23 protein-coding genes are annotated in these 20120 nt (G+C 65.6%); 1 reads left to right on the top strand and 22 read right to left on the bottom strand.

Annotated features, from left to right (window positions below; translation table 11 throughout):
* Positions 1-4 precede the first annotated feature (4 nt).
* Entirely contained in the window at positions 5-1207 is a 1203-nt protein-coding gene (locus tag JOF56_RS23560) for an erythromycin esterase family protein (RefSeq protein WP_209641652.1), read from the top strand.
* Between the two features lie 312 nt (positions 1208-1519).
* Here the strand turns inward: JOF56_RS23560 and JOF56_RS23555 are convergent, their stop codons facing one another.
* The 22 genes from JOF56_RS23555 to JOF56_RS59550 all read right to left on the bottom strand — a co-directional run bounded on the left by JOF56_RS23555 (position 1520) and on the right by JOF56_RS59550 (position 20084).
* On the bottom strand, positions 1520-2317 hold the full coding sequence (locus tag JOF56_RS23555; protein WP_209641650.1) for an alpha/beta fold hydrolase: 798 nt from the start codon (positions 2315-2317) through the stop codon (positions 1520-1522).
* 87 nt (positions 2318-2404) lie between these two features.
* Entirely contained in the window at positions 2405-5104 is a 2700-nt protein-coding gene (locus JOF56_RS23550; protein ID WP_209641648.1) for an AfsR/SARP family transcriptional regulator, read from the bottom strand.
* Between the two features lie 58 nt (positions 5105-5162).
* Positions 5163-5783, bottom strand: coding sequence for an L-threonylcarbamoyladenylate synthase (locus JOF56_RS23545; protein ID WP_209641646.1), 621 nt, complete (start codon positions 5781-5783; stop codon positions 5163-5165).
* Positions 5784-5813: 30 nt separating this feature from the next.
* Positions 5814-7256 (bottom strand): multicopper oxidase family protein, encoded by a 1443-nt coding sequence (locus tag JOF56_RS23540; RefSeq protein ID WP_209641644.1) that lies wholly within the window; start codon positions 7254-7256, stop codon positions 5814-5816.
* Between the two features lie 20 nt (positions 7257-7276).
* On the bottom strand, positions 7277-7759 hold the full coding sequence (locus JOF56_RS23535; protein WP_209641641.1) for a hypothetical protein: 483 nt from the start codon (positions 7757-7759) through the stop codon (positions 7277-7279).
* A gap of 298 nt (positions 7760-8057) precedes the next feature.
* Positions 8058-8186 (bottom strand): hypothetical protein, encoded by a 129-nt coding sequence (locus JOF56_RS59555; RefSeq protein ID WP_281065471.1) that lies wholly within the window; start codon positions 8184-8186, stop codon positions 8058-8060.
* Positions 8183-8368 (bottom strand): hypothetical protein, encoded by a 186-nt coding sequence (locus JOF56_RS23530; protein ID WP_209641639.1) that lies wholly within the window; start codon positions 8366-8368, stop codon positions 8183-8185. The genes JOF56_RS59555 and JOF56_RS23530 overlap by 4 nt, the downstream gene beginning before the upstream one ends.
* Before the next feature lie 6 nt (positions 8369-8374).
* Positions 8375-9031: a DUF6875 domain-containing protein gene (locus tag JOF56_RS23525; protein WP_209641637.1), complete on the bottom strand. Its 657-nt coding sequence runs from the start codon at positions 9029-9031 to the stop codon at positions 8375-8377.
* The gene (locus JOF56_RS23520; RefSeq protein ID WP_209641635.1) at positions 9028-9654 is read right to left on the bottom strand and encodes a GNAT family N-acetyltransferase; all 627 of its coding nucleotides are present in this window, start codon (positions 9652-9654) and stop codon (positions 9028-9030) included. Before JOF56_RS23520 ends, JOF56_RS23525 begins: the two co-directional genes overlap by 4 nt.
* 21 nt (positions 9655-9675) lie before the next feature.
* Positions 9676-11076, bottom strand: a complete 1401-nt coding sequence (locus JOF56_RS23515) for a pyridoxal phosphate-dependent decarboxylase family protein (protein ID WP_209641634.1) — start codon at positions 11074-11076, stop codon at positions 9676-9678.
* Positions 11077-11229: 153 nt separating this feature from the next.
* A complete protein-coding gene (locus JOF56_RS23510; protein ID WP_209641632.1) occupies positions 11230-11724 on the bottom strand; it encodes an anthrone oxygenase family protein in 495 nt (164 codons plus the stop codon).
* A 56-nt stretch (positions 11725-11780) separates the two neighbouring features.
* On the bottom strand, positions 11781-12341 hold the full coding sequence (locus JOF56_RS23505; RefSeq protein WP_209641630.1) for an anthrone oxygenase family protein: 561 nt from the start codon (positions 12339-12341) through the stop codon (positions 11781-11783).
* A 102-nt stretch (positions 12342-12443) separates the two neighbouring features.
* On the bottom strand, positions 12444-13115 hold the full coding sequence (locus JOF56_RS23500) for a hemerythrin domain-containing protein (protein ID WP_209641628.1): 672 nt from the start codon (positions 13113-13115) through the stop codon (positions 12444-12446).
* On the bottom strand, positions 13112-13930 hold the full coding sequence (locus JOF56_RS23495) for an NAD(P)H-binding protein (RefSeq protein WP_209641626.1): 819 nt from the start codon (positions 13928-13930) through the stop codon (positions 13112-13114). Before JOF56_RS23495 ends, JOF56_RS23500 begins: the two co-directional genes overlap by 4 nt.
* 73 nt (positions 13931-14003) lie before the next feature.
* Positions 14004-14699: a beta/alpha barrel domain-containing protein gene (locus JOF56_RS23490; RefSeq protein WP_209641625.1), complete on the bottom strand. Its 696-nt coding sequence runs from the start codon at positions 14697-14699 to the stop codon at positions 14004-14006.
* Positions 14696-15415 (bottom strand): phosphoribosylanthranilate isomerase, encoded by a 720-nt coding sequence (locus JOF56_RS23485; RefSeq protein WP_209641623.1) that lies wholly within the window; start codon positions 15413-15415, stop codon positions 14696-14698. Before JOF56_RS23485 ends, JOF56_RS23490 begins: the two co-directional genes overlap by 4 nt.
* Positions 15415-16554 (bottom strand): acyl-CoA dehydrogenase family protein, encoded by a 1140-nt coding sequence (locus JOF56_RS23480; RefSeq protein ID WP_209641621.1) that lies wholly within the window; start codon positions 16552-16554, stop codon positions 15415-15417. The genes JOF56_RS23485 and JOF56_RS23480 overlap by 1 nt, the downstream gene beginning before the upstream one ends.
* Positions 16555-16610: 56 nt before the next feature.
* Entirely contained in the window at positions 16611-16985 is a 375-nt protein-coding gene (locus JOF56_RS23475; protein WP_209641619.1) for an ectoine synthase, read from the bottom strand.
* A gap of 16 nt (positions 16986-17001) precedes the next feature.
* The gene (trpA, locus tag JOF56_RS23470; RefSeq protein WP_209641617.1) at positions 17002-17808 is read right to left on the bottom strand and encodes a tryptophan synthase subunit alpha; all 807 of its coding nucleotides are present in this window, start codon (positions 17806-17808) and stop codon (positions 17002-17004) included.
* The gene (locus JOF56_RS23465; protein ID WP_209641615.1) at positions 17801-18853 is read right to left on the bottom strand and encodes an anthranilate phosphoribosyltransferase; all 1053 of its coding nucleotides are present in this window, start codon (positions 18851-18853) and stop codon (positions 17801-17803) included. Before JOF56_RS23465 ends, trpA begins: the two co-directional genes overlap by 8 nt.
* A gap of 4 nt (positions 18854-18857) precedes the next feature.
* The gene (locus JOF56_RS23460; RefSeq protein WP_209641613.1) at positions 18858-19121 is read right to left on the bottom strand and encodes an acyl carrier protein; all 264 of its coding nucleotides are present in this window, start codon (positions 19119-19121) and stop codon (positions 18858-18860) included.
* A gap of 18 nt (positions 19122-19139) precedes the next feature.
* Complete coding sequence (locus JOF56_RS59550) at positions 19140-20084, bottom strand: AMP-binding protein (protein WP_209641611.1); 945 nt, start codon at positions 20082-20084, stop codon at positions 19140-19142.
* Positions 20085-20120 lie beyond the last annotated feature (36 nt).

Genomic DNA, 20120 nt, shown 5'->3' with positions numbered 1-20120 from the left:
ACACATGACTCAGGACATTCGAGACTTCGTCACCCCGTCATGCGAACTGCTTGCACTCGGCGAACCGGCCCACAAGGAGCCGGCCTTCGCCTGGGTCCGCAACGAGCTGTTCAGTCAACTGGCGGGCCTCGGCTTCAGGTCGATCGCCCTGGAGGTCGACCGAGCAGCGGCACTCATCGTGAACGACTTCGTCCAAGACGGAGTGGGAACCCTCGACACAGTGATGAGCGAAGGCTTCTCAACCGGCTTCGGAGCCGTGGACGCCAACAGGCACCTGGTCACCTGGATGCGCCACCACAACGAGAACCGTCCGCCGGAAGAGCAGTTGACCTTCCACGGCTTCGACGCCGAGATGGAGAACACCAGCGCACCCAGCCCGCGGATCTATCTCGAATACGCCCGCGACTACCTGAACCTCGACCAGGACCTCAGCCTCGTCGGCGACGACGAACAGTGGAACCGCACCGAGGCAATCCTGGACCCAACCAAGTCAATCGGCGCCACACCCCAAGCCGAAGCACTGCGGGCAATCGCCGACGACATGCTCACCTCGCTCTACGCACGCGCCCCGGAACTGATCGCAGCAACATCACGCGCCCACTGGTTCAGGGCCAAAACCCACCTCACCACAGCCCTCGGCCTACTGCGGTACCACAAACAATCAGCCCAGCGCATCGACGACGAGACCGCCCGCATCTCAAGCCTGCTCGCCACCCGAGACGCACTCATGGCCCAGAACCTCCTGGACATCCGAACCATTGAGGCCAGGCGCGGGCCGACCCTGGTCTTCGCCCACAACGTCCACCTCCAACGAAGCAGGAGCGCCATGCCCATGGCAGGCATGACCCTCACCTGGTTCTCCGCCGGGGCCATCCTGGCCTCGCTGCTCGACGACCGGTACACATTCATCGCCAGCACCCTGGGCCGCAGCGAAACCCTCAACCTCCAAGCCCCCGAACCGGACACCTACGAAGGCTTCCAGCAAAGCCGCACCCCCATCTGGGCCCTCACCCCAGCAACCGCAATCCCTCCCGCCAACACCCGCACCGACACAACCCCACAACAGGGCTACTTCCCCCTCAACCAAGAAACCCTCGACAAAACCGACGCAATCCTGCACATCAGCGACCCCACCCCCACAATCACCCAATCCCAGAGCAGGCTACGACCAACCAGAGTCCCTAATGGACAGAGCGCCAGCCATTAGGACAAGGCACTGACGTCCACGGAAGCGCCCACAAGACCGGTTGACGCGGTAAAGATCCGGCGGGCCTGGTTCGGTCCCGAGCAGTTGAAGACCAGCGCGTTGCCGGGCGGGGACTTGCCCTCACCGACAAGGCTGGATCAACAGGTGGGGCAAGAACCAGGCCTAGGCAAACAGCATTGACTCCGGCAGGCAAGCGACAGTCGCAAGGATCTCGGTGAAGTCACGCATGAGTCGGCGACAGAGCGGGCAGGCCGCGAATACTCAGCACCAACCTGGCCGAGATTCTAATCAGGACGTTTATGTCCATACTGGTCAGCTTGAATTCTGGAGTGTGTGGGACAGCAAGAGGTCAGCAGTGCGCTGGGGTTGTTCCCACCAGAAGAGGTGTCCGACGCCGGGGAGGAGTTCGAGGCGGGAGCCTGGGATCAAGGAAGCGATGTGTTCGCCGTTGCGGTGAGGCATACAGGCGTCGGCTGTGCCGTGAATTACCAGGGTTGGGGCAGAAATGTTGGCGAGCCGGGCGTAGGCCGAGTGATTCTGTGCGGCGTCCCATTGCATGAGGACGACTGGGACGGGGACGCGCTGGGACAAGGAAAGCTTGGCGTAGCGGGAAAAGTTGGTGGGGTCGGCGGCGAAGCGTGGAGATAGGTTGGCTTCGTAGCCGGTCTTCAGGGCATGTTCGACGTCGCGGGTGGCCATTGCGTCGACCATGCGGCGCGCGGTCTCCGCCAGGGCGACTGACGGGCCGCCTGCCCAGCTGCAACCGATGGTCAGGGTTTGCACCGAGTCCGCGTGGCGGAGCGCCAGCTCCTGGGCGACCATTCCGCCGAGGGAAATTCCGAGGATGTGGGCGCGTTGCCAGCCCGATGCGGTGATGATGCCGGCCGCGTCGTCGGCGAGGTCCGCGATTGTGAAGGGGGCGTCGGCCCGGGAGCTGGTCGAGATGCCTCGATGCGAATATGCGACCACGTCGAAGTGGGGTTCGAGCAGCTCGAGGAACCAGTCGCCCCACATGTCGTGGTGGCCGCTCATCCCCTGGATCAACAGTAACGGCTCGCCCTGCCCGCGCCTGATGTACGCGAACTGGTGCCCGTTGGCCTCGACGTTCATACGGTCACTATGAAAATCGCCGCTTACAGATCACTTGCACGACCACCTCTGATTGACGTCCATGCTGCTCACAGCCAGTCTGTGTCGCTACGCTGTCATCACCAGGTCGACCATGTCGGCCCACGTCAGTTGCAGGCCCTCGGCCTCGGCGACCGCGCGCTCGGCGGGTTCCAGCACGTCCGCGAGTGCCTCATCGACCCAGTCGATTTCATGCACAAGCAACGTGGGTGGTCGGGCAACGAAGCGGTTCGCGTGTTCGTGCACCGCGGTGAGCAGGCGTACTGCGTCGAAGGGACGACCTGTACGTGCGAAGGCCACGGCGGCGAAGTAGAAGGCTCCGATTGCGTTCGGAATGTCCTGTTCACGATTGAATACTCCGAGGGCGTGCCTCACAGCATTCAGTGCCTCTGCCGCGTCGCCTGCCAGTGCATTGGCCTCGGCGAACACCAGGCTTGACCAGCCCGCAGTGAAGCCACGGCCGAGCCGTCGGGCTACGCGGGCTGCGTCGAGCATGGCGGGGACGTCACCTTCAACGTGGGCTTGCACGACGTATGCGGCTGCACGCACGGTTTCTGCTGCGCGTGCGATCGAGGGAATGCCTATCCGGATTGCACGTTCTGTCGCGAGCAATGTGTTCGGTACGTCGGCGATCTCGACCGAGCAAAACGCCAAATGGTAGTAGAGCTCACTGACGTCGAGCGGGTCTTCGTCGTCGCCAATGTCCTTCGCCACCTCGAATGCGTCTGCCAGCAACCGCCCAGCCGCAGCGCGATCACCCCCGATTGCGGTGAGCGCGAGCAAGACCACCATGCCTCGCGCCCGCTGGAACGCCGGCGCGTCCGAAGCCGCGGCCAGCACGTCACGTGCCAGCGTCGCAGCCTCGATTTTGTGCACAGTCCGCGTGAACAGCAGCCCGAGCCTGACCAACGTCTGAAGCGCCTCGCCGGGCGCGTGCTCAAGGTCGTGCTTGAGGCCGGCGCGGATATTCGGCAGCTCACGGCTCAGCACCCGCAGATACCAGTCAGCGCGTTTGCCACGCATTGCAACGAGGCAACGCCGGCCAAGCTCGTGCACCCACTCGGCGTGCGCCGCGCGCGTCCGCGCCGGATCCGGATCGATCGACTCGCAGTACGCGCGCACGCTCTCCAACAGCAGGTACCTGGTCGGCATCACGGTCGTGTCCGCGACCACCACCGATCGTGTGACCAATGAGGACAGTGACTCGAGCGCTTGGCCACCGTTCTGGTGTTCGGCCGCTTCCAGTGAGAACCCGCCTTCGAACGGCCACAGTCTGAGCAGCAGCGCTCTGTCCTCTTCGGACAGCAGGTCCACGCTCCAGCCGATCGCCGCCTCCAGGGTGGCGTGCACCGCCAGCGATCCACGCGGCACTTGCCCAAGCAGGGCAAACCGGTCGTCCAGGCGTTCGGCGATCTCACTGAGCCCGAACATCCGGGCACGCGCGGCAGCAAGCTCGATGGCCAGTGGCAGTCCGTCCAACGCGGCACTGATCCGGCGAGCGTCGGCGAGTTCTTCCGGCGACGGATGCCATCCCGGCCTGATCGCCTGCACCCGGTCGACCAGCAACGCGTCCGCGCTCGCCGGCGGCAGGGGGTCGATGACGACCGTGACCTCGCCGTCCACGCCCAACGGCTCACGACTCGTCGCCAGGATCTTCAGCTGCGGACAACCTGCGATCAATGTCATCGCCAATTCAGCCGCCGCGGCCACGACATGCTCGCAATTGTCCAGCACCAACAAGCCGGACCTCGCAGCAATCGTGCGGATTGTCGCAGTGATCGGGTCATCTTGCACCGCGATCAGACCGACCGCATCAGCCACAACGCTCGGCAGCTCCCCCGACTGCCGCACGTCCGCCAGCCGTGCGAACCATGCTTTGCCCACGTACTCCACCGCAAGCCTGGTCTTGCCGACCCCAGCAGGCCCGATCAGGCTCACCAGCCGCTGCGTGGCCAATTGCTCCGCGATTGTGCTCAGTTCCGCTTCACGCCCGAGGAACGAGGTCAGCGGTCGTCCGCCCGGCTGCGACCGCGTTGGCTCCGGCACGGTCAGGCGCGGGTCGTGCGCGAGTACCTGGCGTTCCAGATCCTGCAGCTCATCGCCTGGATCCACGCCCAACTCGTCGGCCAGGACCTGCCGCGCCCGGCGAACCGTCGCCAACGCGTCACCCTGCCGCCCGCCGCGGTACAAAGCCAGGATCAGCAGCGCCCACCGTCGCTCACGCAGCGGCGCCGCCCTGACCAGCTCCTCCAGGTCAGGCACCGCGCCCGCCGCGTCGCCGCTGGCCACACGTGCCGCAGCACGCTCCTCGAGCGCGACTTCCCTCAGCTCTTTCAGCCTCGTACGCGCCGCATCGACGTCGTCGAGATCCGCATACGGCTCACCCCGCCAGAGATCCAGGGCCTCGGTAAGCCCACGCATGATCTCAACAGGGTCGTTCAGCTTCCGGTACTCGTCGACTGCGTTGGTGAACACAGCCGCGTCCAGCTCCGCGCGGAGGCGATAGCCAATGCCGTCGCGCTCCACGACGTCCCGGCCGTCCGGTCCAAGCGCCTTACGCAGCCTGGACACGTACACCTGGAGCGCAGCGCTCACCTTTGCCGGCTGCTGCCGGCCCCAGACCAGCTCCGCGAGCCGGTCATCCGGCACTACCTGCCCATCGGCAACGGCCAAGGCCGTCAGCAGCCGCCTCGGCAACGTCCCACCGAGGTCGACGCGCGTCCCTTCGACCGTCACTTCCACGGGCCCGAGCACCCGCACGACGAGCACACATCGAGCCTACAATGCCCAGCTCAGGCGTCCAGCCGGACTAATCCACAATGAACGGTCATTCGAAGCGGGAGACGTCTCCCGCGCCCGCACGAACGATCTCGGGCTCACCCTGGGAGAAGTCGATCACGGTCGTCGGGACCGTGCCGCATTCGCCGGAGTCGATCACGGCGTCGATGACGTTGTCGAGGCGTTCCTTGATCTCCCAGCCCTGGGTCATCGGTTCCTCCTGGTCGGGCAGCAGCAGCGTGCTGGACAGCAGGGGTTCACCGAGTTCGGCGAGCAGGGCCTGGACCACAGAATGGTCGGGAATGCGCACACCGACGGTCTTCTTCTTCGGGTGTAGCAGGCGGCGCGGGACTTCCTTGGTCGCGGGCAGGATGAAGGTGTAGCTGCCCGGAGTGACCGCCTTGATCGCGCGGAAGACGTCGTTGTCCACGTAGACGAACTGCCCGAGCTGCGCGAAGTCCTGGCACACCAGAGTGAAGTGGTGCCGGTCGTCCAGGTGCCGGATCTGGCGGATCCGGTCGATGCCGTCGCGATTTCCCAGCTGACAGCCCAGGGCGAAACACGAGTCGGTCGGGTAGGCGATCAGTCCGTCGTTGCGCAGCATGTCGACGACCTGCAGGATCGAGCGCCGCTGTGGATTGTCCGGGTGCACGTCGAAATACCTCGCCATGCACCCGAGACTAGTCCATGGTGGACCCTGTCACGCGACGATCCTCATCTGCGCCATCATGGCGACCGACGAGTGATCGACGAAGTGGCAGTGGAACGGGAAAACACCTGTGTAGGGGGCATCGAACCTGATCAGCAGGCGTACCGTCTCGCCTGCCGGGATCGACACCGTGTCCTTCGGGTAGGCCTCCCACGGTTCAACTGCTTTGCCATTGCGGTCCAATACCCGGAATTGCACCACGTGCACATGCAGCGAATGCGGGATCGGGTCCGGGTCGGCGTTGGTGACCTCCCAGATCTCGGTACTGCCCCGTTTGACCGTGTAGTCGATCCGGTGCGGGTCATATGGTTTGCCGTTGATCAGGAAGACCATGTTCTTGGCGTCGAAGCTGAGCACGACTTTCCTGGTCATCATCACCGGCGCGCCGATCGCGGGCAGCACGCTGAGCTTCGGCGGCACTTCGCTGTCGTCGTTGTCCGGGGCGTCCCGGCGAATGCCGTCGATGACCTCGAACTGCATGATCTGCGACGTACTCGCCACGTCACCGCCGTTGGCGTTGGTGAGCATGATCTTCGTGCCGCCGCGCTGCTTGCTGAAGTCGACGACGACCTCGACGCGTTCGGCCGGCCACAGCGAGATCTCGGTGCGGCGCACAGGCCGCGCCATCAGGCCACCGTCCGTGGCGACCTGCACGAACTCGCCGCCGTTGCTGAGCCGGAAGGAGAACATGCGCTCGTTCGACGTGTTCACCAGGCGCAGCCGGTACTTGCGCCGGCGCACTTTCAGCACCGGCTGCGGCACTCCGTTGACCAGAACTGTATTGCGCCGTTGGCCGTCGAAGATCGCCCACAGCAATTGGCCCTTGTCGTCCAGTGCAATGTCCCGGAACATCAGCGGGATGTCGAACTGGCCCTTGGGCAGGCTCGGTGCGTCCTTGCGATCCTCGATCAGATACAGCCCGCACAGTCCTTTGTAGATCTGCTCGGCTTCGAGGTGGTGCGCGTGGTCGTGGTACCACAGCGTGGCCGCGCGCTGGTCGTTCGGGTAGTGGTAGACCCGGTGCTTACCGGGCTGGATGACGTCGAGCGGGTGGCCGTCGCTGTCCTGCGGCACAATCCCGCCGTGCAGGTGCACGGCCGAAGGTGTCTGCAAGCGGTTGGTGACGGCCACTTTGACCGCCCGGCCGCGCCTGGCTTTGATCGTCGGTCCCGGGAAGCTGCCGTTGTACGTGATCACATTGGTCTGGACGCCTGGCAGGATCTCGGCAACGCCTGGCCGCACCGAGAGTTCGTAGTAATCCGTGGAGCGATCGGAGTACACAGGGGACAGCACGGGCGGGATCGGCAACGGCACCGAGAACGGTTGCGCCGTGGGCGCGTTGCCGAGGGCCGCCGACACCAGACGCTCCGCCGGCAGGGCCAGCGCCACGCCTCCGGCGGCGCCGAGTTTGAGTGTGCCTCTACGGTTGAGCATCGGTTGACCTCATTTCTTCACTACGGAACGCCGAACAGCGCAGTCCCGACGAGCACGAGCACGAATGTGTACTGCAGCACCGTCATCGCGGCCGCCAGCGTGCCGGTGAACAGGATCGCGTTCCCCAGCGAAATCGCGGCGACCGGGATCGTGACCAACGCGGCAGCCAGCGAACCCAGTGCGGCAAAGGAAAGTCGCGCGGGCACACTGTGAACGTTCCGATCTGGCCGGCGGAAGTACCGCCGGACGCACCACGCGGCGAGCACAATGCCGAGCGCCGTCAGGTGCACCGCCAGCATGGCCAGCCCCGGATAATTCACCACGGGATCGCCAGTGACGGGAGCAGGAGGAACAAAAGCATCTTCCCCGGCATGATGACTCGTCGCCCCGAACGCGTGCCGCGGAACAAAACCAGTGGGCAGGAACCTCGCATTGGCCCTGAGCGCCCAAGCGATCACCGCCGCCGCGACAGCCGCGAACAGCACCACCGGCAGAATCCGCACAGAATGCTCTTCGCGGCCCCCACCCTCCTCCGGGGGGACGGCCCTTGCCCAGTCTATCGGGGGTGGGGGGTGGGCAATAGGTTTGGCGGGGGTTGTGGACAAAAGGACTTGTGAGTGGGCCGTTCGCACGGCGGAGGACTCGCTCATCGGGACCACCCGGCCTGGTCTGAGGTGGCTGGGTTTGTTGGTAGTAAACGGTGTTCGTCCTGGTCGGCGTGGGCTATCAGTACTGCGGTCACGTCGCCGAAGAGGACTACCGGCAGGACGCGGACTGAGGCTGCGATTGTTGGGAGTGTGGTCATCGGGACCATCCCTCCGCGTCTATCACCGCTGCCGGGAGCAGGTTTGTCGACAGGGTGCGGATGTCTACGTCGAATGCCGAGAGAGCCGCCAGGGTGATCAGGATCAGCAGCAGGCGGGTGATCATTTCGACCACCTGCCCGCCGCGTGGAGGTCGTCGAGCACTGAGTCGCGTTTGGGGGTTTCGCGAGGCTTGAGACGGAGATCTTCCATGGACTGCCGCCTGGACCGGACGACCCAGGCGACGCTTGCCGCGGCCGTGGCTCCGGCGGACAACACGACTGGCAGGATCCCTTGCGGCATGGTCATGGCAGATCACCCTTTCGCTGTGGCCAGGTCCTCAGACGGGCTGGAGACGCGCTTCACGAGCTGGTCGCGGATCCGGGTGGGGATGTCCGGGGCGAAGCGCTGCAGGTAGCTCTCGGCGTGTGTGTCCGTGTCGATCACGAAGGGCAGGTCGAAGACCACCAGTTTGCGTACGGCCAGCAGGGGTACTGGGGCGCGCAGGGCTTTGAACTGGGCGTTCCAGAGGCCAGGTTCGTCGCACACCGGGTGGAACTGGCCGATCATCAGGCCGTCGGCGACGAAGTGGTCCTTTGCTTCGCGTTGCAGGTTGTCCAGCTCGGTGGAATCGGTGTAGTCGAGGTGGGGCAATGCGAGCAATATTGTGAGGAGCTCTTGGTCGTCCTCGGACAATGTTGCCGTGAGGCGGCCGTGCCATGAGCGCAATCCTTCGATCGCCGCGGGCACGTCCGGGGTCTGGACGGCCGCCAGGTAGAAGAGTCCCTTGCGCAATGATGGCTGGGTGTAAGGGCAAACCGGGCCGCTCCGGCCGAGTTGCTCGTGGGAGGAGACCAGATAGTCCCGGGACCATTCCAGGATCTCGCGGACGTACGGCAGGTGCTCGGCGGGCACCTGGCCGCCGTCCACCTCGGCCGTTGTCCAGATGAGGACCTGGTCGCCGGCGGTCATCGCGGTTCCCGCCACATCGGCCGCAGGGTTGGGCCGTCCGGGATCTCGATCTTGTGGCCGATCTCGACGAAGCCTGCCCTGCGCGCGGCGAATGTGCCGCCGGCCGAGCTGGCTTCGGTGTAACAGGCGAAGCCTTCGGCGTCGGCGCGGTCGATCAGGGCCTGCAGGAGGGTCGACATGGCGCCGCGGCGCTGGTTGTTCGGGTCGACTCCGGCGAAGGACACGTAATAGTGCAGCCGGCCGGTCGGGTGGTGCACTGCCTGCAGGCCCGAGATCGTGGCCATCGCCTCGACGTCGTCGCCGAGGATCTCGGCGAACCGTTGGGACAGCTCGACTCCGCGCTTCTCGGTCTCCTCCCAGCCCCCAGGCGGCAGGAACAGCAACGCGGCGTCCTTGCTGGCGTTGGTGTAGACGGCGTCGTAACGCAGGGAGATCTCCAGGAACACCCTGAAGAAGTCGGGCAGCTGGTTGCGCCTGCGATTTTCGTCAGGCGTGATCCACCTGGTCAGGGCGTCGTTGTGGAACGCTTCGGCCAGCATGCCGGCCAGGATTTCGGTGTCGGCTCTCGTCGCCAGGATGGCCTCGTCGGCGTCCTGGCGGTCGGCTGCTTCGATCGGGGACAACGGACTTTCCCTTCGCAGGAGTTACCACCAGATGCCGGTGTGCCCGTAGGGCCCGGCTGCGGCGGCGGCGAGTTCTTCCACGCGGGTGTGCAACTTCTCCAGATACCCTTCGGACTCCGGCTTGATCAGGACACTGCGCATCACACGGGCCGAGCCCGCGTCCCGCGCGGTATGCGGGTGCCGGCGCAGGAACGCGTCGGCCTCGGTACGCAGAACACTGAGGTAGACCGGATTGCGCTGCGCGGTCATGCTGTCGCGCAACAACCTGTCGGACGCGGCGTCCACAGCGGACAAACTGGGCTCCGGTACGGCAGGGAAATACGTCACGATGTCGAGCTCGGGCCGCTGGTAAAGGCGAACCTTTGTGGACTGTTCGATCAGTGCCGACCACCGCAGCGCCGCACGCCGGTTGGCGGCCAGGATCCGGCCGAACCCGTCCGGGGTGAGCGGCAACAGCTGCAGGGTCAGCCAGAGCGCCGCGGCGGCCGCACCGGCCCGGGAGCATTCCAGGCTGATCTCACCGAGATGCCCCTCGGAGTCCGTAAAGTAGGTGTACGGCGAATCGTGCGACAAATGCCGGCCGACCCTCGGATCAGCGAAGAGAATCGCACCGCACCCATACGGCTGAAGCCCGTGCTTGTGCGGATCGACCACCATGGAGTCACAGTCCGCGATGGCCAGCCACGGCCGGGGATCCAGCCCTTCAGTTTCCTGAGCGCGCGCAAGGACGCTGTAGAACCCGCCATAGGCCGCGTCGACGTGCACCCGGGCGCCGTACTTCCGTGCCAGCGGAACGACTTCGTGCACCTGGTCGACGGCGCCGAGGCCTGTCGTGCCGGTCGTGACGACAACAGTCCCGACCTGGCCGCTGCGCAGTGCGTGCTCCACGGCGTTCAGGTCGACGCGTCCAAGTGCGTCCACCGGCAACCGGTGCCCCTGCATGCCCAGGACGTGGCACATGCGCTCGTGCGTGTAGTGGCACTCGGCGCTGTAGGCGATTCCTTTGCCCGGATGCAATTGCCTGGCCACGTACAGCGCTTCGAGATTCGCCATCGTGCCGCTTGTGGTCAGATGACCGATGTGCTCGCGCAGCCCGAACATGTCCGCGAGGGCCGACACACACTCGCGTTCCATTTCGGTGGTGGCGGGTCCGCCTTCTTCGGCGTGATTGTTCGGGTTGAACTGCATGGCTGTCAGATAACCGACGATCGCGGCCGGGTGCGGTGGTTTCACCATCTGCCCGGCATACCGCGGGTGGAAGAACGGGTAGTTGTTCTCCAGCCGCTTGCCGAACTGCTCGAACACGGCGGCGAAATCGTCGTCACGCACCTGGTGGGACGCATGGGGCTGAAATGGGCCGAACTGTTCACCCCAGCGTTCGGCCACGTCCACGGCGCGTGGCAGCCAGTGCCTGAGATCCATGGTCAACCCTTCCCAACCGGTGCCGGGTAGTTCCCATGAATCTTTTTACGCCGTCCCCCGCAAGATGCCCGCAATACGCGACGAGGCCCTCGTGAATAACTTTCCGTCGAGTCGACGGAAAGTTATTCACGAGGGCCTGGAAAAGACCGTCGCTCAGGTGTTGACGTAGGCGATGAGTGCCCAGACCATGGCGCCGAAGCCGAGCGTGGAACCCCAGGCCCGGACGTGGTTGAGCCTGGTCCAGGCCCCTTCGAACTCCCTCCGGACGGCAGCGACGTCACCGATGCGTTCCGGCGGGCCCATGCGGTCGAGCCGGACGTTCATCGGGACGTTGCCCCGCACAGTGACCACGAAGCACATCAGGAAATTGAACGCGAGACTCACGATCACCGGCAGCAGCACCGCGGCCGGCTGACTGAGGAACATGAACAACGCGATGATCCCGAACAGCACTCCGCCGAGGAAAGCCAGAAAGAAAACCGGATTCTGGACATCCCTGTTGATTTTCTGCATGACGTTGACGAAGGCCCGATCGTCAACCCCACGCAGCGCGCGCATGACCGAGTTGCTGTAGGCGAAGAAATACCCGGCGGTCAATCCGATCAAAATCGTGGAGACCACCAGGACACCGCCTCGGACCAGTTCCATCGTCCCTTTTCCTCCCTGCCGATCGGGCCACTCCGAGTCACGTGAACGATATCAGGTCAAACGCCCGTTTTGGGAGTTATTTTCCCGCGTCCCGCGAGCGCGATCGCCGGCACGAGCGCTAGCAGCGACAACATGCACGCAATCGTTCGCGCGGCGTTGAGCGCGTTCCACGTGCCCTCGTTGAAGGCGGTCCGCACCGCGGTGAAATCGGCGATGGCAGCCGGGTCGCCCGCGGCGGCGAGGTTGTTGTTCAGGGGGATGTTGCCTCCGAAGGTGATCGCGAGCGCGACGATGTACAGCAGCAGCGCGGCGAGGATCCAGCGTGCGGCGTTGCGGGCACCCATCCGGTGGTGCACGATCGCGGCCGCGCCGGTGAACACGAACGCGCCGAGGAAGGCGAACTGGAACGCACCCGAGTTCACGCCGTCGTTGATCTTCTGCATGGCGACCACGAACGAGCGGTCGTCGATCTTGGCGAACGACGGCATGACCAGCGCCGCGAACGCGAAGAAGAAACCGGCCATCAGCCCGATCGTGAGAGTGGACAGGTAGAGCAGCGGTGCGGCGGCTTTGCTGCGCGGTCGCGCAACCCGGCCTGCGCCTTGGTCAGCAAGCATGTTCAGGCTCTCCTTCTGGTGTGGACTCTTTGTCTAGCAGCGAACGGGCGCCGGGTCACCGGACCGTCCCCGATCGGACGGACGGTTCACCTCAATGCCCTACTACCGTCTTCCCAGGTTCACCACAGGTGTGATCATCCGGTCGTACCGCCAGGTCAGTACCGTGCTGCCGACCAATCGGACCGGCGCCGGGATGGCGATGGCCGCGGCCGTCCTGGACGCCGTACGCCGGTCGATGCCGTCGAACAGCCATGGGAACAGGAAAGCACGCATCCCCGGTCCGGCGCTGCGTAACACCTGGTCCTCCAGGCCTCGGTACTGCCGCGGCGTCAACTCGCCGACGAACACCGGGAAGACAATCGGCTCCTCGACTTTGAGGTGCTCCAGCAGGACGTTCTCCATCCTCTGCGCCGCCTCGGGCAACGCGGCCAGGTCACCGCGCAGTGAACGCGCGACGTCGGCCATCGCCCGGTCGAGCTCGTGGTGGTCGTGCGCGAGCTCCTGCTCTTCCTTGGCGGCGAATCCCGGCACGCGGCGGCGCAGTTCCGGGAACAACACGTCATCCTCGGTGCGGTGGTGCCAGTCGATCACGTTGAGCACCTGGTCGAACCAGGTGGCCACCGCACCGGCATCGGCCCGCGTGATGTTCGGTGCCGCCTTGGCGATCCGCCGTGCGTCCCGCCGCATCGCCACGTGCATCAACGCGAACCCGTGGATGTGCTCCGGCAGGCCGGCCACCCCGTTCTCGGTCGACAGGTGCTGACTACTGGTCATCGTGTCCAAACCCCCGAATCCGCTGTCTTCTTGGCATACTCACTGAAATCCCTCGGCTCGCGGCCGAGCGCCTGCTGGACGCCGTCACTCACATGCGAGTTCCGTCCATCCAGGACTGTGCGGAACATCTCGACATACGCACGTGGCAGTCCATGTTCCCGCAACATCCGCCCATATTCGACGAATGTGGCCGAAACGTACCGAACCTCCTTGCCTGCCGCCTGGCCGATCTCCGCGGCCGCGTCGCCGAAGGTCAGCAGCCGCGGCCCGCAAAGCTCATAGGACTTGCCGATGTGGTCGTCCGTGGTCAAAGCGGCGACTGCGACATCGGCGATGTCCTCGGCATCGACGAACGGTTCGGCCACGTCACCGGCCGGCAGCGTGATCAGGCCGTGCAGAACCGGTTCGTACATGAAGCTTTCGCTGAAGTTCTGGCTGAACCACGCGGACCGCAGAATGGTCCACTCGGCTCCGCTCTCCCGGATGGCGAGCTCACTGGCATTGGCGTGCACATCGTCGCCGCGCCCGGACAGCAACACCATCCGCCGCACACCCGCGGCCACGGCAGCCGTGGCGAACTCGCCGATCGTCTCTGCGGCGCCGGGAAATCCGATCTCGGGCGAGTAGAGGACGTAAACCTTGCCGACCCCGTCGAGCACAGGACCCCACGTCTCCCGCTTGTCCCAGTCGAACGGCGGCTGGGCCGCGGTACGGGAACCGACACGCACCGCAACACCCGACGCCTCGAGCCGGGCCACCACACGGCGCCCGGTCTTGCCCGTTCCGCCGAGCACCAGTGTCGTCTTGTCGCTCATGAGGCTCCTTTGGACATGGCTGTGGCCCGGGCGGCGCAGCCGTCCGGGCCGAGTTCCTTCATCCACACGAGGTTCACGGCACGTTTACGTTCCGTAGTTTGTCGAGTGAGTCCAACCAATCCACGAGACTGGTCGTGCGAAGCAGACCTGTCCCGATCAGCAAACCCTTGTATCCAGCGGCAAGCAGCCGGGCCGCGTCCTGGGGCTCGGTGATACCGCTCGCGCTCACCGGGCACACCGTCCCGCTGCCGGCGAGCGCGGGCAGCAGCCGAATGCTGCGATCCAGGTCGCCCGGGTCACGTTCCTTATTCTTGATGTCCTTGTTGTTGACGGCAACGACGCACTGGTCCGCACTTGGCAGGGCGTCGATCTCGGCCTCGCTGGTGACTTCCACGAACGGAGTAAGCCCGAGCTCGAGGCTCGCACCGACCAGGGTCGGCATGCTGGATCTCGGCAGCAGGCCGGCGGTCAGCAGCACCGCCGAGGCGCCCAGGTCCTTGGCCTTCAGCAGTTGGTCACGCCGGGTGATGAAGTCCTTCTGCAACACCGGGCGGTCGGTGAGCGACGCGACCTCACGAAGCATCGAGTCGGCCCCGCCGAACCACCGCCCGGTGACCACAGAGATGCACGGCGCGCCCGCGGCCTCGTACTCGGCGACGATCTCCCGGATCGACCTCTCGCCGAACAGGTCACCGCCATGCGGGTCCCGCCGTTTCAACTCCATGATCACCGGGCGGTCCGCGGCGAGCAGGGCGTCCACGAATCTCACGCGACCTCCACATAACGTGCCGTGCGCCAGCCACGGCTGATGTCGGTGATGTTCTTGCGCTCGAACCGGCCGAAGTGGTTGCGAGCGCCGGTGTCCACGTCGATGCCGCGGAACTGCGGGTGCCCGGCGACCGTCGCGTAGTCCGCGCTGTTGTGCGCCGAGATCCCGCCTGCCAGCAGGAACGGCCGGTTGAAACTCGGCACCAGGTCGGCCACGTCGTCGGCCTGCAGCCGTTGGCCGGTGCTGCCGATCTGGCCGTCCGCGGTCACGACGTCGAGCAGGAACACGTCGACGCCGGCGTTCTCGTACGCCTTGATCAACGGCCGTTCCAGGCACTTGCCGTTCTTCAGGTGCAGCACCTTCACGATGGTCAGCTCATGGGACACCGCTTGCCGCAGCGCCCGGATCATCGCAGGCATCTGGTAGGCGTGCAGCTGGATCCATTGGATGCCAGTCCGTTCGACGATCTGCCGGAGCACCTCGACGTCGGACAGGAACGTCACCAGTGTCGGCTCCAGGCGGCCGGTCGCCCTGGCCGCCTCGGCTAACGTCGTGACTTGCTCGACTGACACTTCAGAGGGCCCGTCGGCGACACCGTGCCACAGTCCGACCAGGTCCGCGCCCGAGGACGCCAGCAGTTCGACGTCCGCTTTCGTGGTGGCCCCGCACACCTTGAGCAGCTTGCGGTCGGCCTTCGAGGAGAATCCAGTCTTCATTACAGCCCCAGCATGGATGCGATGCGGTTGTACTGAATCTCGTTGGTGCCCGAGTAGATCGTGCCCGCGACCGCGTTGCGCACGTCCTTCTCCAGCCCGTACTCGGCCATGTAGCCGTTGCCACCGAAGATCTGCACCGCCGCCAGGCTCGAGGCAAGGTTGCTCTCACTGGTCAGCAGCTTCGCGATGGCCATGTCAACGGTCACGTTCTCGCCCCGCACCAGACGCTCCGCCGTGTCGTACAACCACTTGCGCGAAGTCTCGAGGCGGATCTTCATGTCCACGATCTTGTTGGCGATCGCCTGGTAGGTGCCGATCGGCTTGCCGAACTGGGTGCGCTTGGTGGCGTAGTCGACGCAACGCTCAAGCCGGTTCTGCATCTCGCCGACATTGGTGATGAACGAGTACAGGATCTCGCGCTTCATCACGTAGTCCAGCACCAGGAATCCGCCGCCGATCCGGCCGCAGACCTGGGACGCGGGCACGCGGCACTCGTCGAAGAACAGCTCCGAGAGCGGCGAGGTGCGCAGGCCCATCTTCTTGATCGGGTTGCCGATCTCGAAGCCCGGTGTGTCCCGCTCGATCAGAAACGCCGTGACACCAAGGGGCCCGCCGTCCGGGTGAGTCTTGGCGTAGACCATGAACAGATCCGCGATCGGGCCGTTGCTCACAAAGGTCTTGCTGCCGTTGAGGATGAAGTGATCACCGTCGCGTTCGGCCTTGGTCCGCATCTTCAGCGCGTCCGAACCGCCGGCCGGTTCACTGATGGCGTGCGCGCCGATCGCGTCCCCCGAGATGATCCTCGGCAGGTACTTCTCCTTCAGGGCGGCGGAACCGAAGCGTTCGAGTGGAACACCGACGCTGCAGATCGTCGTGGTGACCGAGAAGTTCAGCCCGCCGTCGCGGCAGCCCTCACCAAGCCCCTCCAGGACGTACATCGTGGTCAGCAGATCCTGGCCGAGGCCGCCCCAGCGCTCGTCGAACGGCAGGCTGAGGATGCCGGACTCGCGCACCAGCTTCCACTTCTCCCACGAGAACGTGCTTTCCTCGTCATTCTCGACGTGATCGGCGGAGAAGGCCTCATGCCACGCGGACAAGCCCTCTCGCAACGCGATCTGGTCCTCATTCCAATCGATCATGGTGTGCCGCCTTGAGGCTGGGCCCCGCGCGGGTCGCCCCGCGCGGGGATTTCGGCTCAGTACTCCGAGAATTCGTCCGTGTCGAGGTTGTGGGCCTCGTCGCCCCGCAGCGCCGGGGTGAACATGCACACCAGACGCAGGTCCTCGTGCGGGCTCGCGACCAGCCAGTGCGGGTCGTGCTTGTCCAGCGCGTACATCACGCCCGGGGTGATCGGGAAGGAGTTGCCCTCGGTGTCGATCACCTCGCCGGAACCCTCGATGCAGTAGCAGGCCTCGAGGTGGTTGCGGTACTCCAGGTGCGACTTGGTGCCGGCGCGGACCAGGGTGTCGGTGAGCGAGTAGCCCATACCGTCGGCCTCGAGCAGGAACCGGCGCGACAGGCCGTTGCCCCACTCAACGGTCTTCACTTCGTCGATGTGGCGAATGATCATGGTCAGCTCCTTGTTGCTAGGCGAGTGTGTGGGCGGGGTGGACCGACCGGACGAAGTCGGCGAACTCGGTGACCACGTCGCGGTTGTACGCGAGGGCTTCTTCGACCCGCGCCACTCCTGCGGAGCCGACGATCACCGCATCCGCCCCGAGGGCGTGGACCGTGGTGACGTCTGCTCTTGTCTTGACTCCGAACCCGACGGCGATGGGCACCGCAGTGTCCACACGCAACTTCGCGATGGTGCCGGCGAGATCGGCGTACCCGTCGGCCGGCGCGGTGCCGCTCCGGCCGTACTGGGCGACCAGGTACAGGTAGGCCGAAGCGTTCGCTGCTGCCTCGGCCATGACCTGTTCCGTGGAGACCTTGTGATAGCAAGTGGTGACGATCGGCAGGCCCGCGTCGCTGGTGGCCTGGTAGAACGCCGGCCGCACCCGGGGTGGCAGGGCGTGCAGCAGCAAGCCGTCCGCACCTGCCTCGGCGATGTCGCCGACCGCCCCGGCCAACGGCCTGCTCTTGATCGAGTAGCTCCAGTCGGCCAGCAGCGCGATCCGCAGCCGGCGCAGCCTGGGCCGCACGTCGGCGATGAAGGTGAGCACTTCGTCCAGGCCGACGCCGAGCGCCAGTGCCCGGTCGTGCGAGCGCCGGATGACCGGGCCGTCGGTGACCGAGCCCGGGAAGGGCACGGCCAGTTCCAGACAGTCCACACCGGCCTCGTCGAGCATGAGGACGAGGTCCGCCAGCACGTCGAGCGGTGGGTCGCCGGCGTTGAGGAACAACGCCAGGCCCGGCTCGCCGTCGGCTTTCTGGTCGAAGAACTCAGCCATTGGATACCGCCTTGCGTACGAGAGTGAGCTTGCGCTCCCGCGGCGATCGCATGCGGTCGACCAGAGCGCGGGCTGCACCGTCACGGACTGCCTGCTGCGCGGCGTCAACCGCGTCCGACCAGTCCTCGATATGGCCGGTGGCAACGGCGAGCGCCGCCGCGTTGAGGCTGATCGTCTCGGTGGCGACGGCTCCGGCCTCGCCGGAGATCACCGCCAGGAAGTGGCCGGCCACGTCGTCGAGGTCCCTGGCCGGGGCCAGATCCTCGAACGTGCCCGAGTCGGAGGTGAACCGGCCGGCCCACAACCGGATCATGTTCGTCTCGTCATTGGTGTAGACGACGTTGTCGGCGAAGCCGAGCAGTTCGTCGGCACCGGAGTCGTTCATGCAGAGCCAGATCTTGCGGTCCCGGATGCCCGCGGCCAGCCTGCGCAGCTCGGGCTGCGGGGCGTGCACGGACACACCGGTGACCTGCGCGGTCACTGGCAGTGCGGCCAGGAACGGGCCGAGCGCGTTGACGAACCGGCCGAAGGGCTTGAGGCTCATCGGCATGATGGAACGTGCCAGGCGCAGCAGTTCGGTCGGGTAGACGAACGGCCCCGCGAACGCGATGCCGTATTTGTCCAAAGTGTCCTCGGTGTGCTTGTAGGACCTGGTCAGTCCGACACCGAGACGCTCGAGCAGGTCGATCGAGCCGACACTGCTGGTGTACGCCCGCGACCCGGTCTTGACCACCCGGACCCCCAACGCGGCGGCCACGAACGCCGACGCCGTGGAGATGTTGAAAGTCCTTGGCCCACCGCCGGTTCCGACGATGTTGACCGAGCCGGGCCAGTCGCCGGTGACCGGCTCACGCCGTTCGTTGAGCGACGCCAGCAGGTTGCGCAGCGAGTCATGGTCGGGCAGCCGGGTGGCCAGTGAGGCCAGCAGGGCTACGGACTCGCCTCGTTCGAGGTCGCCCGCGCCCAGCTGGTCCCACAGTGACCGCCAGGTCTCCCGCTCGATGCCCGAGCGGTGATCCAGGAGGGAAACGATCGCGGTGTGCACGGCTTCAGCTCCCTGCCACCTTCTGGCTGCTGGACTCCTCGATGAACTTGTCGATCGCGGCCACGCTGCGGAAGTTGTTCGGGTCGAGGTCCGTGTCGTGCACCGCCAACTGGAAGTGGTCCTCCACCCAGGCGATCAGCTTGAGCAGGCCCAGGCTGTCGATCACGCCGTCGGCCAGCAGGTCGTAGTCGGCATCGAGGTCCGCCGCGGACACGTCGGGCAGGAACTCGTCGATGACGAACTTCTTGATGGTGTCTGTGTTGCTCATGACGTCCTTCCTTGGTGCTCACTTGGGCTCAGCCGGCTTGGCGAAGGCGTTGCGGTCGACCTTGCCGGTCGAGGTCTTCGGCAGTGGCGTGTCGAGGATCTGCATCGTCGACGGGATTGCCGCCTGGGGAAGACGTCGTGCGCAGTGCTGGCGCAGCGTCAGGCTGTTCAGCTTGCTGTCGGCGGCCCGCTGCACCGCCGACACCAGCCGCCGGCCCGCGATCGGGTCAGGCACGGCGACGACCGCCGCCTCCAGCACTGCCGGGTGTTCCAGCAGTACGTGCTCGACCTCGGCGGTGTTGATCGCGACGCCACGCACCTTGACCTGGAAGTCGCTGCGCCCGATCAGGAAGACCCGTCCGTCGGCCTCGCGCCGGACCAGGTCGCCGGACCGGAACCAGGGCCGGTCGTCGGCGCCGGTCGGGTGTGGCACGAACTTGTCCGCATGCCTTGTGCGGTCTAGGTATCCGGCTGCCTGAAACGGCGTGGAGACGTACAGTTCGCCGGTTCGGACGGTTCCTTCACCGGTCAGGACCAGGGTGTGCACACCCGGGAGCGGTTTGCCGATCGAGACCGGCGGTGTGGCGGCTGTGTCACCGCTGCCGAGGTGGTGGATGAAGCTGTCGTTGGTCTCAGTACAGCCGTAGATGTTGTGCAGCGTCGCGGCCGGGAAGAGTTTGGGCAGCTCGGCCAGGGTCCGGTCCGGGATCGCGTCGCCGGTGAACATCACGCGGTCGACCAGTCCGAGGCGGTCGACCGCGGGCTGTACGACGTCCAACAGCAGGCCGAAGAACATCGGCACGGCCTGGATGACGTTGACCTCGTGGCGCACCAGCAGGTCCAGCAGATGCCGGCCGTTGGCCGCGTAGTCCGGGTCGACCAGCACGACCTGGCCGCCGTGCGCCAGCGTGGTCCAGACGTCCAGCAGGCACAGGTCGAAGTTCAGCGGCGCGTAGTTCAGCACAGTTCAGCGGCGCGTAGTTCAGCACTGTCCTACCCG

The organism is Kibdelosporangium banguiense, assembly GCF_017876405.1.
GTDB classification, from domain to species: Bacteria; Actinomycetota; Actinomycetes; order Mycobacteriales; family Pseudonocardiaceae; genus Kibdelosporangium; species Kibdelosporangium banguiense.
The sequence above is the reverse complement of the archived record's forward strand: the minus strand, read 5'-3'. Positions and strand labels throughout refer to the sequence as shown.